Origin of the sequence: Gloeobacter kilaueensis JS1 (genome assembly GCF_000484535.1) — a bacterium.
Lineage (GTDB): Bacteria > Cyanobacteriota > Cyanobacteriia > Gloeobacterales > Gloeobacteraceae > Gloeobacter > Gloeobacter kilaueensis.
On the sequence record NC_022600.1, the window covers coordinates 3,931,061 to 3,944,805 of the forward strand.

Below are 13,745 nucleotides of genomic sequence, written 5' to 3' on the forward strand. Positions count from 1 at the left end.
CTATCAAAAAGATGCTCCCAAGCTGGCTCTCCTCCGCCATCGCCCCCCGTTTCTGGCGGCTGGCGCTCGTCAACATCCTGTCGAATGTGATGGTGCCTGTGGCCGGGCTGGTGGATGTTGCCTTTTTGGGCCACCTCACAGAAGTCAGGCACCTGGCGGGCGTCGCCCTCGCCACGGTGCTCTTTGACTTTTTGTACTGGTCGTTTGGCTTTTTGCGGATGAGCACGACCGGGCTCACGGCCCAGGCATCCGGGCGGGCAGATGCCGAGCGCGTCGTGCTCATCGGTGTGCGCCACTGGCTGGTCGCCCTCGGTCTCGGGGTTGCCCTGGTACTGTTGCAGTGGCCCTTGCGCGAGGTCGGCTTTGCCCTGATGAGTGCCACGCCCGCCGTCAAAGAAGCGGGCCGCCAGTTCTTCGATGTGCTCATCTGGGCCGCCCCGGCGACACTCATCAACTTTGTCTTGGTAGGCTGGTTTCTCGGGCGCGAGCAGAGTGGCCGGGTGCTGGCTCTCACCGCCGTCAACGGCCTCGCGAACATCGTCTTTGACTATCTATTTATTGTCCAGTGGCACTGGCAGAGCGCCGGGGCAGGAGCGGCCACCGCCACCAGCCAGTACCTGGCTCTCGCCGTGGGCATGGTCTTTGCCCTTGGCCAGGTGGGACCAAAGGAGTTGCGCCGGGCTGCGCCCTTTCTTTTTGATGCTAAGGAATTGAAAGCAATCTTTCAGCTCAACCGCGATTTATTTATTCGCACCTTTGCGCTGGTGAGCGCCTTTGCCCTGTTTACCAATCTGGGAGCGGCTCTGGGCACCGATATCGTGGCGGCCAACGCCGTCCTGCTGCAGGTGGTGACGGTGGGAGCCTACTTTGTCGATGGCTTTGCCCTCGCCACCGAGAGCCTGGCCGGTTACTTCAAGGGCGAGGGCAATCCCGGCAAACTGCGCGAACTGTTGTGGCTCTCCGGAACAGCCTCCTTCACGAGCGGCCTCGGTTTTGCCCTCGTCTTTGTCGTTCTGCCAGGACCGCTATTCGCTCTTTTAAGCAACCAACCCGCAGTGCTCGATCAGCTGGGGAGCTTCGTGCCCTGGCTGCTGCCGGTAATGGCCATCGGTTCGATCGCCTGGATGCTCGATGGCTATTTTCTGGGCCTCACCGAAAGCCGGGTCCTGCGCACCACCACGCTGGTAGCTGTCGTCTGCTTCTTACCCTTCGCCTGGTTTGCCTGGCACTACCATTCGCCACACCTGCTCTGGCTGGCGCTCGCTGCTTTTATGGCCGGGCGGGCGATCCCGCTTGCGCTGTGTGTGTCTGCAACCCTTACCCGTTCTCAGCCGACCTGAGCGGCAAGCAGTTCTGCCTGACGGATCTGGCCTTCGATAAAGCTTCTGGCGTCGGCGGCTGCCTGGTCTTCTGTCTGGAAGCAGAAGGGGCTCGTGTGCATCAACCCCTCCGGGCTCACGCAGTCGGCTGCGATGCCGTTCCATTCTCGGCGGATTAGAATCTTCCAACCCCTGTAGTCCATGACCAACCCTTGATGTGGATAACTAATAGCGTAGAACCGAACCTGTGTCTGTCGATACGGCAAGCGAAATAAGCCGATCGGCAGAGAGTTAGATGCTGTCGGTGACGCTGCTGAACTGGAAGGAACTCGCCCGCACCGCAGGGACGACCAGCGCGCCGTGCCGCTCAACCTCTCCCAGTGCCTCGATGGTGCGCAGCAATTGGGGCAGGCTCTGGTTGAAGCGTAGATTTTTGATCGGGTAAGCGATCCGGCCATCCTCGATCCAGAAAGTACCGTCGCGGGTCATACCGGTGACACTCAGTTCCCGCTGGTTGATCGAACGAACGTACCAGGCGCGATGGATGAGCACGCCGCGCTCCATCCCGGCGACCAGCGCCTCCAGACTTGCTTGCCCGCCTGCCATCGCCAGAGGAGTAAACGCACCGGTGGCCGGGACACCCTGCTTTTGCGCCCAGTAGCGGCTGTAGCTCAGAGTCTGGGGGATGCCGTCTTTCACGATCTCAAGGCAAGTGTTGGGCAGCCCGTCCGCTTGAAAGGGCGGCGCGCACAACAGCGGATGGGCCGGGTCGCGCACCAGCTGCACCAGCGGGCTGAAGAGGGTTTCGCCGATGCGGTTGCCGCCTGCTGGCCCCGATAAAAACGAGCGGCCCTCGTCGGCGGCGCGGGCATCGAAGTTTCCGCCCACCCAGCTCAGCAACTCGGCGAAGGCCGCCGGGTGCAGAACAACCGGGTAGGTGCCGGGTGCAATCGATCGCGGATTGCGGCTATGGGCGGCCCGCTCGATCAGTTCACCGGCCAGTTCCGCACAGCGCAACCCATCGAACTGCCAGCCGGTGCGCTCCCCCCAGCTCGAACCGTCTTCTATCCGGGCAGTCAGGCCAAAGCGGGCAGTGGTCGTCCGGGCTGCTGCCCTGAGGCCAAGCGAGTTGCCCACTGCTCTCAGGCGGCTCTCGCTGCCAAGGGTGCCCGCGACCGTTACCTTTGCTGCCTCCGCCTGGGCACAGAGTCCCTGAATAATTTCACTCCTCACCAGCGGCGAGGTGTGCGCCGTCGCCTCATCGAAACCAGCCTGACGGGCGTCGTAGCTCTGGGGTGCCAATAAAGCGACGGCCTCCGGGTCCGCCGGAGCGATCCGCGCCAGCGCTTCGGAGCAGCGCACCGTCGCCTCGATCGCCTCAAGATCGGTTTCAGAAGTCGAGGCAGTGGCATGGCCGGCTCCAAAGTAGCTTGTGATCGCAAGCGCGAAGCGGCTCTGGTTGACGTTCTGGGTAATCTGGTTGCCTGCAAAGCGGCTGAGGGCTTCCTCGCCCCCCTCGATGCTCACAAAGACGCCATCGGCCTGGGAAGCGGCGACTACCCGATCGATCAGTTCCAGCGCCTGCTCCACTGCAAGTTTTTCAACAACAGTCATCATCAGGTTAAAACAGGTTGATGGTTGCCATTGTCCAATAATTCATTCCCAGCTTGGCAGCTTATTGCTGTAAAGTTTCACAGACCTCTCAGAGGGATACTCATGACGAATTGGTACATCTATCCTTCTAAATCAGCAGGAGCTACAGAGCATTTTCTAACAAGATCTGAATGTCTTTCTGAATATTTTTTCTCTCGATTGTGATCAATAAAGTTTCACCCGGCGGTTTCCGGGATTTTTGATACAGCTCTTTCGGGCCCAGCTCACCTAGAGGAACACCATCAATGGCCGTAATTTTATCTCCAACTCGGATTCCCGCCTGCCCGGCAGGGCTCTCCAGCGGTGCGTAAGTAACAACGCCTTTAGGAAGCTGAAATTTTAACTGCAAATCTACATAATTAAATGGCTTATCAAAAGAATTGTTTTTGACGAAACTCATTCGCTGGCACTGGTAGTCAAAGGTGACTGAGAAGCGAGACAAAACAGCGTTGCCAATATTTCCCGAAATACTTCTGGAACTAGTATCTTTTTTTCCCTGTGTAGCCAGATAGATAAGAGGTTTGCTTACTTCAATATTGCCAAATTTAAGCTTCTGAGCCCGCACCATCTGTTCAATTTCTATTCCATTCACGCCCTCTACTTTTTGTTCTATTTTACGAGGATATCGGGCAAGGAGATTCTGAGTTTCAACAAAAAAGGGATACAGTTCCAGTGACAGAAAGGATCCCGTGTCTATTTCAAGCTGCGCTGGTATTCCATCAATTTCAGCTGAGATAGAAGGTTTTCTTTTATCTAAAAAGAAGATAGGCATACCAACAGGATCAACTGCTTGAGTACAGTCTCTAGATTGAAAGAAGGTGATCTTCTGACTCTCGTAATCGATTTGAAAGACAGATCTTTGAAGCAAATCATTGCCCAGAATGCCGTCTATTCTTGATAAAGTACTGGAAAAGGAATGAGAAGAGACAGGTAAGATATAGAGATCAACATTTTTGAGAGATGCTTTACCAATTTCCAGTTTTTTTACTTGAGCTTTTCGCCTGATCTGTACGATATTTTTACCTGCTCCGTTAACTATAAGAGGCTTTATCCCTGACTCGGAAAGAGGTAGCCTGAGCTTTTGTGCAATCTCCTCATAAACAACTGTTCTCTCAGCACCGGTATCCAGAAGAAAGTTGAATGGTCCTTCGCCATTTATACTCACTTGGATTTCTACTGAGCCTTTTGGGGCACCGTCGAAGGGTATAGAAAAGGGAGATGAAAAATCTCCTGCTACCTCCTTATCAGCTTGTGTAAGTTCAGCAGGTTCTGCCTTCAGAGGTAAAATAAGCTGCTGCAACATACCTGCAGACAAAGCGAGACTGTAGAGGCATCGAGCAACTTTCTCTATGGGGCTAGTCATGCTTCGGAAGCTCGTTCCAGATTGCGTGGAGGCTTGACAGTCAGTTGCCCTACCGTGCCAAAAATTTCTCCCGTCGAGAGGTAAAACCTTACTCTTGACAGTTATTTTGTCCTGTAGGTGCCCCGCCATATTTATGCTTGTAATGAATTTCACCTCCCACTTGTCCGCGCTCATTTATATCCAACTGAGCGCTTACAGAGGTACTTCCACCTTTCTCGCTCTGACAATACTCGCCAGAAAAGCTGCCTCCCCCTTCAGGATTCTGCCGAACTTTTATATCAACTGAGCCACTTTCTGTCTCTGGATTTCTGGGCGTTCCATTGTTTGTTGGTGAGTTGGTTGGCTTTACCGGGCCACCGAGTGCTCCCGCCCCATTGCCAGGAGTTGTCGGGTCGGAACCACCCATCGCCAGTGCGCCTGGCGGTAGTGTCCCGTAGCCGTCTAGTTCAGCATTGAAGAAGCCATTGACGCCTTCTGGCATCCCGTAGCCCTCGGGCATGTAGGTGCCAGAATAGGCGTCTACACCGTTTTGAGCGGCTGACGTCTGCCCATCGTCGTTGCCGTAGCTGTCGCTATCTTGCAAGCCAAAATCCAGATCACCGAAACCCTGGGCGACTCCACCCAGCAGCGCGGGATCTGTGACCAAATCCTGCCCGTAGCCAGACAGGAATCCGCCCGATGGGTTTTCCCAGTCGTCCTGTCCACCGCCCTGGGCGTAAGGATCGAAGCTGCCATTGTTGCTGTAACCGTCGGTCGTCTCAGGCCAGGAAGTATTCTGCAAGTCCTGGAAGTCCACTCCGTAACCGTTGCTATCGTCGCCCTGGTCGTAGCCGCTAAAGCTCTGCCAGTCGGTATCCTGTCCTGAGTTGTAGCTCGCATCGTAGCTATCGCCCAGGTTCTCAAAATCCGTACCCTGTCCCAACTCATAGCGATCGTCGTCGCTGAAGCCTGACTGGTCTATGAATGCCTGCTCGCCGTACCCATCGGCTTCGCTATAGAACTGCTCAAACGGCTGAACGGATGGGTCGTCCTCGTAGGACGCTTCCCCAGTTTCTGTTTGCTCGCCCTCGAAATCATCGGCAATCTCATACTGCTGTTCGTCCTACTCGTCGCCAAAGTCGCCAGCAACGGCGTCTTGCTCGTCGTCGAAGGCAAATTCTTGCTCGTCCATGCTGTACCTGCACGAAAGGGGCTGCACTTTAGAAAGTACAGCAGCAAATCAGGAGCGTCAAGTCATCTTCAGGGGGAAATCGTTGCCCCCAGCGCAGCCGGGCCTGCTGTGCCAGAGTACAGACCATTGAAGAGAAATTTGAAGGTGCCGTGGGGCTGGGCGCGATTGACGATCTCAGGACCGAACAGGAGCAATTTGCCCCGACCAACTGGCGCTTCGATAATCGCCACTGTGTCTTTGAGATACTGCTGTCCCCAGGCCCAACCGCTGCGCAGGGGTTGGGCACTTGTATAGCGGGCTACCGGCAGAAGGGAGCCACTCGCGCCCGGTTTGAGGCGAAAGGCCGGGCTGTTGTTGAAGAAGACGTCCACCTGCTGGGGCAGACCCTGGGCGATGGGCAGGCTGTTATCGACCGTCGCCTGCAGGATCGACCCTGGAAGGTAGAACTTGCTCGTCGGAAGCGGTTTTGGGCTGCCGTCCCCTTTTTGCTCGACCAGGGCATTTTCGATCGGCAGCCCCAGGTGGTATCCGAGGTTTGTCGAGCTGCCGATAGTTAGAATAGTGCCGCCTTTTTCTAGAAAGTCGCGCAACTGGGGCACGGTTTTGGCGACGGTGAGCCTGCCCAGGGTGGGCCGGTACTCCTCCGGCACCTCCTCAGCCGGTGGCTGGCGCAGGTAGCGGCTCTCCAGATCGCCTTCGCCCTTGTCCGCCATCGGGATCGCTCCGTCCGGAAAAACCAGCACGTCGTACTTGCCCCTCAGATTGCCCGCATCCAGCTCCTGAGCGTAGACCCGCTGGTAGGGAAATTTGTACTGCTCAAAGATCCAGCGAATCCAGCCGGAACTCATCGAGCCGCCGTAGCGGTCCCAGAGGCCGATGCGCAGAGGTTTGAGCCTGAAAGTGGCAGGCGGCGGTTCAACCTGAATCCCCTCGAAGGACACCCCCACCCGCCGGGCCAGATCCTGCAGCCGGGCGCGGGTCGCTATCCCCCCTGCAACGTAGAAGCTGCCTGCCGGATAGAGCTTCTCGCCTATCTGCCAGGGCCCTTTAAGCCAGTAGACCGCTTCGCCCGCCGCCAGCAGTTCGTTAATCGCGACGAAGGAATCGTTCAGCTGGTGGCTGAAGACGAATCCAGTGGCCTCCACCGGACCACTCACCTTCCCAGCCGGGGGCGGTAACAGATCGTTCACCTTTACAAATGGACCGTCAAAGCCTTCGAGTACGCGATCGTACTGGATGCCCATCTGGTAGGCGAGCGTCCATCCGGCGTTGTCGTAGGGCGGCTTGGGTGGGCCGCCTGGATAGAGAAAGTCGTTCGGGTGGTCCTGCGGCTCGAACATGTCGAGTACGTGGGGCCGAAACGCCTGGGCAGTCTTGATCACATAGGAACCCGCCGGATAGCTCCGGCTGCCGACGCTGAAGGGGGCGGTGGCCTGGTGGACCGTGATCCCGGTTTTGATCAGGGCGTTGACGAACTTGGTGGCGGTGAGAAAGTCCGGCTGATCGGCGCTCAGGATGTAGCCCCGTGGGTCGCGCCACTCGGGTTTGTGGAGCATCTCGTAGTACTTGAGCGGATAGCCCTTGCTGAAGTAGCCTGCTCCCACCCCGCTCAGTTCCTCCGACGGTGGCGGTGGCAGGTCGCGGGCAATCGCCGCTTTCACCTGATCAAGGCGGCCCGGATAGGTGGTCCAGCTATCGGTGTTGCCCTTCGCAATCGCATTGCGGCCCATCTGGTAGATGTTGTACAAAAACATCTCCCGATAGCGCGAGGCGATGTCGAGTACAGCCCGATTGGCGGTCATCTCGTAGTCGATCGTCTGGCGGAAGTGCCACTTCTGGGGCGGCACCGGGTAGGGCAGGGTAGCGTTGGGCAACTGGCGATCGGGTACAAATGCGATCTCGCCCGGCGTCGGACTGCCGCCGATCTCGGTGAGCAGGCCAATCATGTTGTGAAAGTACGTCGTCGTGCGCAGCCCGCCGTTGAACCAGGTCGAAAACCCGGCACCCTCGGTCATCGTCGCCCCCGGTTTGCCCTCCGAAGCGAAGCGGGTGTGCATCGCCCCGCCCACCAGATCGAGGCTGAGGGGAATGAGCGGATCGTAGACGTAGTTGAACGGGTCGCGAAAAGGGGGCGCAAAGAGCACCGTTCCTGCCGGGCCGGTCTGGTGGTGGTTGTACATGATCTGCGGATACCACTCCCGAAAGAGCACCCGGCTCATGTTGGCAGTCTCCGGCAGGTTGTTCATAAACGAGTCGCGGTTGTTGTCGTGGCCCGCGTACTTTTCGTACAGGCGCGGCAGGTCGTTGTAGGCGCGTCTGGTCTCATCGCTCTTGCGCATGTACCAGTCGGCGACCAGTTCCTGGCCGTCGGGGTTGGCCTGGACGGCAAGTAAGATCACATCGTTCAGGATGCGCCGCGTCTCCGGATCCTCCCCGCTCACCATCTGGTAGATAAGTTCGATGAGCTGGTGCGAACCGGAGACTTCATTCGCGTGCAGGCCACCGTCGATCCAGACCACCGCCTTGCCCTCCGCCGCCAGCGCCTTTGCCTGGGCATCGCTCAGGTTCTCCGCCAGTGCCAGTCGGCGGGCAATATCCTTATACTTTTGCAGCTTGCGCTGGTTCTCGGGCGAAGTGATGATCGCCATCCACTGCTCGCGGCCCTCGGCGCTCTTACCGATCGACACCAGCTTCATCCGGTCCGACTCGCCATCGAGCTTGCGCCAGTACGCATCCGCCTGGGTGTAGTTGGCCAGAAAATAATCGTCGCCGATGTTGTGACCAAAAAATGCCTTCGGGCTCGTCACCTTTGGGCCCACTGCCAGCGCCAGCGGCTGTGCCCCTGCCGCCGAGCCGATGAGCAACAGACTCGCCGTGAACCCACCAGCCCCAATTTTTTTGAACCAACCTACCATCGCTTTGCTCCCTGTCGGTTGCCCTGTCGCATCCTACCGGCAACGCTGGCTCGTTGGTAGTCCACTAGAACCATTTACTGTGCCCGCAGCCAGTTCCGCAGACGGCTCTCGGCGGTCACTTCATCCAGCAGGGCGGTTTCCAAAAATTCGTACAGGTCCGACTTTGCCACCAGCGCAAATGTGGGAGAACGCTCCTGTTCCTGGTACTGGCCGTCCACCAGCACCAGAATTTGCCACTGCTGGCCGTTGAAGCGCCAGAACTCGGGTACACCCAGGCCAGCGTAAAGTTCGTTCTTGTTGAGGTCGGTGGGGGTGATGTCCACTTCCACCACTAGATCCGGAGCCGGGTCCACAGCCAGATCGATGTTGTGATCGAACACCTGGGCGTAGTTCTGGATGTAGTAGCCGTTGTCAGGTTCGGCACTTCTGAGCAGAATCCTCCCGGTCCAGGGTGATTGAGCCCATGGTCTTGATCTTCAGACCCAGTTCTACCACCAGAATCACGATAAATCGCTCGATCAGTCGGGCGAACCGTTCGTGGGTTTCCAGAGGCATCGTAATTTCCAGGACCCCCTTGCAGTAGCTGAACCGGGCACGAGCCTTCTGAGCGAGCAGCGTCTGTACCTGCTTGAAGCTGGGCCAATCGAGGTTGCGGAACGTCAGTCGCTTTTCGCCAGTTTGTCTTAGAGGTGGCTGGATCAGCACGTTGCATCACAGTACCTGGAATAGCCTTATTCTACTGAGCCATGCACCTGCCACCGAGGGGTCCGCACCCGAAGATGGAGTAGAAGGACGGAAGCTACAGATCAATTGGGATGAAATTCAATTTGGTTGCACAACTTCACGCAAGCGCCAAATGGCCAGAATTGGCGCTATCGTGAGCCTGGTATACGAGGCAACACATTGGATTTGCAAAGTTCCCCTTCGCAGAGCAGCCCCGTCGCCGTCTTGATTCTGGCGGGTGGTCAGAGTTCGCGCATGGGCCAGGACAAGGCTCTGATCGATGTCGAGGGCACACCGATGATCCGGCGAGTGCGGGATGCGGCCCGTGCAGCCCTGGGGGCGGCGGTGCCTGTCTGGGGAATAGCGCCCCTGCCGGAGCGGTACCGCGAGTCACTGTCTGAGTGTCGCTGGATCGAAGATCACTACGCGGAGGGGCCATTCGTCGCCTTCTTGCAGGCGCTGCCCCACATTCAATCGGAGTGGCTGCTGCTTTTAGCCTGCGATCTGCCTGCTCTGCAACCGGCGGTGCTCAACCGGTGGTACCGTTCGCTCGCGCAATTGCCCCACTCGACCCTGGCGGCGCTGCCCAGATCGGATAAAGGATGGGAGGCGCTGTGCGGTTTTTATCACAAGCGCTGCTTTACCTCGGCGGTACAGTTTTTGGGCCAGGGAGGCCGCTCGTTTCAAGGTTGGCTTGAGCAGGTGCCGGTTTTTGAGCTGGTGTGCTCCGAGCAGGAAATGCTCCTCAACTGCAATACCCCCGAGGATCTGGCCAGGGTCACAAAGACGAGTGAAGAACACGCCCTGTCCTGATGAGCGAGCGCAGCGAGATTTTGCGGATCTTTAATGCAATTGCGCCGGTGTACGACCGGCTCAATGACCAGATGAGCTTTGGCCTGCACCGGGTCTGGAAGAAGATGGCGGTGGCCTGGACGGAGTGTCCCGCAGGCGGTACGGCCCTCGATCTGTGCTGCGGCACCGGGGATCTGGCACTGCTTCTGGCCCGCCGGGTTGGCCCAAAAGGCCAGGTGTACGGCGTCGATTTTGCCGCTGCCCAACTGGAGCAGGCCCGTCGCCGGGACCGGCAGGGCCGCGTGCAGTGGATGGAGGCGGACGCGCTCGCTCTGCCCTTTGCGGGCGGCAGCTTCGATGCGATTACCCAGAGCTTTGGACTGCGCAACGTCGTCGATATTCCTGCCTGCCTGCAGCAGATGCGCCGGGTGCTCAAAGCCGGTGGGCGGGCAGTCATCCTCGATCTGCACCGGCCTGCAGACGAGCGGTGGCGCGCATTTCAGCAGTGGTACCTCAGCGAGCGCGTCACAGACCTCGGTCGGGAAATGGGACTGACGGCGGAGTACGCCTACATCGCCCCCAGCCTCGAACGCTTCGTGAGTGGCGAAGAGCAGGAGGCGCTGGCCCTTGCCGCTGGTTTCAAACAGGCTCGCCACTATCCACTCGTCGGTGGAGCGGTCGGCGTCCTGGTTGCCGGCTAACTGTTAACATGGGCACAATTTTTGCTGCGACAGTGAGGTTGCTCTTGAACTGGCGTCCGCGTCCACTGTTGAACGCCCTGCTGAGTTTGCTGGTGGCCCTGCCGGTGGCTGCCGCCCTGCCCGCCCCGCCCGAGACGCCCAGGCGGCCTGTCACCGACGAGTACCAGGGGGTGCGCGTCGAGGACAATTATCGCTGGCTCGAAGACAGCAGCGATCCAGCCGTGCGGGCCTGGAGCGATGCCCAGAACCGTTACGCCCGCACCTTTCTTGATGGCCTGCCCGAGCGTCAGAAGCTCTACAAGCGCCTGCAGGAACTTTTAAGTACCCCCTCGCCCGACTACCGCAACCTCGAATACAAAGACGGCAAACTCTTTGCCCTGCTCACCCAGCCGCCCAAAGAACAGCCGCTACTGATTGCTCTTACTTCTGCTGACGCACCCGCTACCGCCCGCTCGATCATCGATCCAAATACTCTCAATACCGGCGGCACGACAGCGATCGACTTTTTTGTGCCTTCGCGCGATGGGCGGCTGGTCGCCGTTTCGCTCTCACAAAATGGCAGCGAGGACGGCACGCTGCACGTCTACGAGACCGAAACCGGCAAGGAGTTGCCCGATCGCATTCCCCGCGCCCAGTACCCGACCGGCGGCGGCAGCGTCGCCTGGAACAGCGACAGCACCGGCTTCTGGTACACCCGCTATCCCCAGGGCGACGAGCGGCCCAAAGAAGACGTCAACTTCTACCAGCAGATTTACTTTCACAAACTCGGCACCCCGGCCAGTGCCGATACCTACGCCCTCGGCAAAGCGTTTCCCCGCATCGCCGAGACGGCACTGACGACAAGTGACGATGGCCGTTACGTGCTCGCCTCGGTAGCGAATGGCGACGGCGGCGAATTTGCCCACTACCTGCTCGGCCCCAGCGGCGATTGGCAGCAGGTGAGCCGCTTCGAAGAGCAGGTTGTCCAGGCGGCGATTGGCCGCGACGGTGGCCTCTGGCTGCTCTCCCACAAGGATGCTCCCACCGGCAGGGTGCTGCGGGTGCCCCTCGACAAGCCGCAACTTGCCGGTGCCCAAGCGGTGATCCCGGCCTCGGAGGCGGTGATCGAGCGGGTGGTGCCGACGGCGGGCAGGCTCTATACCCTCGATCTGTTGGGCGGCCCCTCCCAGGTGCGCACATTCGATCTGAGCGGCAAATTTATCGCGAAGTTGCCCCTGCCACCCGTGAGCGCCGTCGATCAGGTGGTGCCCACCGGCGGCGACGAATTGCTGCTGCGCAACCAGTCCTTCACCCGTCCGCCCGCCTGGTACCGCTATCGTCCCCAGACAAATCTGCTGGTACGTACAGCGCTGGTCAAGACTTCTCCGGCCAGCTTCAACGACATCGAGGTGGTGCGCGAATTTGCCACCTCCAAAGACGGCACAAAGGTGCCCGTCAACATCCTCCGCCGCAAGGGCACACCCTTAGACGGCAACAACCCGGCCATTCTCTACGGCTACGGCGGCTACGCCATTAGCCTCAGACCCAACTTCGACGCTTCCCGGCGGGTCTGGTTCGACCGGGGCGGCATCTACGTCGTCGCCAACCTGCGCGGCGGCGGCGAGTACGGCGAAGAGTGGCACCAGGCGGGCAACCTGACCCGCAAGCAAAACGTCTTCGACGATTTTTATGCCGCCGCCCGCTACCTCGTCACCAGCCGCTACACCCAGCCTTTTCGGCTGGCGATTCGAGGCGGCAGTAACGGCGGCCTGCTGATGGGAGCGGCCCTCACCCAGCATCCGGAACTGTTCCGGGCGGTAATCTCTTCGGTGGGCATCTACGACATGCTCCGAGTTGAGCGCGATCCAAACGGCGCTTTTAACGTCACCGAATTTGGCAGCGTCAAAGACCCCGAGCAGTTCAAAGCCCTCTACGCCTACTCGCCCTATCACCACGTCGTCGATAGCTCAGCCTATCCGGCGGCGCTGTTTTTGACCGGCGACAACGATGGACGGGTCAACCCGGCCAATTCCCGCAAGATGACCGCCAGACTGCAGGCGGCGAGCGGCTCGGGCTATCCGGTGCTCCTGAGAACCAGCGCCAGCAGCGGCCACGGCCAGGGGACTGCCCTGAGCGAGCAGATTGCCCAGCAGGCCGACATCTACGCCTTTTTGTTCGACCAGCTCTACATCACCCCAAAACCGGTGCCGATCGTTCGACCGCCCGCCAAGCCCTGAGCAGATAGCGAGAAGATGTCTACTGTTGAAAGCTGCCGGCTCTGCGCGTCCATCCTGTAGCTGCTATCAGGCACAACAGCCCCAAAATTGCTACTGCCAATCCGGTCCACAGCCACAGTGCAACTTCATCGCTACCGTTGCTGATACCTTCCATATAAGTTTCATAGTCGCCGACGTATAGAAAACGGGCAATCAGGTGAGGCTTGCCCTGTCCGTCCTCCTGTGGCGTTCCGATAAGCAGCACTGTCTGCCCTCGCCCGATCCCTTCGCTTACACCCGCTGCGTTTTCAGGCTCGATAGGCCCCCCTGTATCCAGGTTGGTACGGTAGTCGCTGTTGCCCATGCTGACAGTGCCACCCTGCAGGTGAACAGCGAGGTGCTGCAAAGCATGGCGTTCTCTAGAGGTAGAAATACCTTTACTTTGCCACCAGATGACGAGCGGCTGCCGCTCAGGTGTTCTGTACCTGGTAGACCCATTACTTTCTGTGTCAAGTCGTCCCTCGACGAATGCCCGCTGCCCAGGAGCCAGAACCTGCCAGTCTGCGAGGGAGCGGACCAGCGGCGTGTGTCGGGCCTGGTATTCGCCCCAAACCCTCGACAGGTGTCGAGAAGCAATCCAGCCCCCGGTTGCAAGAGCAGTAAGCCCGGCAGAAACAAGCAGTACTCTGGCTATCGGACGGCGCAGGATGCGCATAGGAGCGTCCTCAACTCGTTCGACTATTGTAGATGCTCGTTGGGCTTACTAAGGAACTGGAAGATCTAATCCCCCAACCCCCTTCCCAACAGTGAAGGGAAGTCAGACAAGTCTGAAACTAACTTCACCCATCCCCCCTGCAGCCCAGTTACAGTGAACCCCCCCTCTTCTTCCCTGCCCAGCGGGGGCAGGGGAGGA

At 58.9% G+C, this 13,745-nt stretch carries 10 protein-coding genes and 1 pseudogene; 4 read left to right on the plus strand and 7 right to left on the minus strand.

The window, feature by feature from the left end:
* Positions 1–11 precede the first annotated feature (11 nt).
* The gene (locus GKIL_RS18150) at positions 12–1,340 is read left to right on the plus strand and encodes an MATE family efflux transporter (protein ID WP_023175276.1); all 1,329 of its coding nucleotides are present in this window, start codon (positions 12–14) and stop codon (positions 1,338–1,340) included.
* On the opposite strand, the gene GKIL_RS18155 is transcribed toward GKIL_RS18150, so the two are convergent.
* The 6 genes and pseudogenes from GKIL_RS18155 to GKIL_RS25955 form a co-directional block, all read right to left on the minus strand.
* Positions 1,328–1,522, minus strand: coding sequence for a hypothetical protein (locus tag GKIL_RS18155; RefSeq protein ID WP_023175277.1), 195 nt, complete (start codon positions 1,520–1,522; stop codon positions 1,328–1,330). The two genes, GKIL_RS18150 and GKIL_RS18155, sit on opposite strands and share 13 nt — an antisense overlap.
* A gap of 88 nt (positions 1,523–1,610) precedes the next feature.
* The gene (locus tag GKIL_RS18160) at positions 1,611–2,936 is read right to left on the minus strand and encodes a TldD/PmbA family protein (RefSeq protein ID WP_023175278.1); all 1,326 of its coding nucleotides are present in this window, start codon (positions 2,934–2,936) and stop codon (positions 1,611–1,613) included.
* A 139-nt stretch (positions 2,937–3,075) separates the two neighbouring features.
* Complete coding sequence (locus tag GKIL_RS23855) at positions 3,076–4,275, minus strand: aspartyl protease family protein (RefSeq protein ID WP_071824833.1); 1,200 nt, start codon at positions 4,273–4,275, stop codon at positions 3,076–3,078.
* Positions 4,276–4,423: 148 nt separating this feature from the next.
* On the minus strand, positions 4,424–5,257 hold the full coding sequence (locus GKIL_RS24980) for a hypothetical protein (protein WP_023175281.1): 834 nt from the start codon (positions 5,255–5,257) through the stop codon (positions 4,424–4,426).
* A 317-nt stretch (positions 5,258–5,574) separates the two neighbouring features.
* Complete coding sequence (locus tag GKIL_RS18175; protein WP_023175282.1) at positions 5,575–8,421, minus strand: M14 family metallopeptidase; 2,847 nt, start codon at positions 8,419–8,421, stop codon at positions 5,575–5,577.
* A 74-nt stretch (positions 8,422–8,495) separates the two neighbouring features.
* A pseudogene (locus GKIL_RS25955) lies at positions 8,496–9,126 on the minus strand (Uma2 family endonuclease).
* 204 nt (positions 9,127–9,330) lie between these two features.
* Between GKIL_RS25955 and GKIL_RS18185 the strand changes: the two are divergent.
* From GKIL_RS18185 to GKIL_RS18195, 3 genes are read left to right on the plus strand one after another with little or no spacing between them, the layout of a single operon-like run.
* Positions 9,331–9,957 (plus strand): molybdenum cofactor guanylyltransferase, encoded by a 627-nt coding sequence (locus tag GKIL_RS18185; protein WP_041245002.1) that lies wholly within the window; start codon positions 9,331–9,333, stop codon positions 9,955–9,957.
* Complete coding sequence (gene ubiE, locus GKIL_RS18190) at positions 9,957–10,637, plus strand: bifunctional demethylmenaquinone methyltransferase/2-methoxy-6-polyprenyl-1,4-benzoquinol methylase UbiE (RefSeq protein WP_023175284.1); 681 nt, start codon at positions 9,957–9,959, stop codon at positions 10,635–10,637. Before GKIL_RS18185 ends, ubiE begins: the two co-directional genes overlap by 1 nt.
* Positions 10,638–10,681: 44 nt before the next feature.
* Positions 10,682–12,853, plus strand: coding sequence for a prolyl oligopeptidase family serine peptidase (locus GKIL_RS18195; protein ID WP_223173787.1), 2,172 nt, complete (start codon positions 10,682–10,684; stop codon positions 12,851–12,853).
* A gap of 19 nt (positions 12,854–12,872) precedes the next feature.
* On the opposite strand, the gene GKIL_RS24985 is transcribed toward GKIL_RS18195, so the two are convergent.
* Positions 12,873–13,547, minus strand: coding sequence for a hypothetical protein (locus GKIL_RS24985; RefSeq protein ID WP_023175286.1), 675 nt, complete (start codon positions 13,545–13,547; stop codon positions 12,873–12,875).
* Positions 13,548–13,745 lie beyond the last annotated feature (198 nt).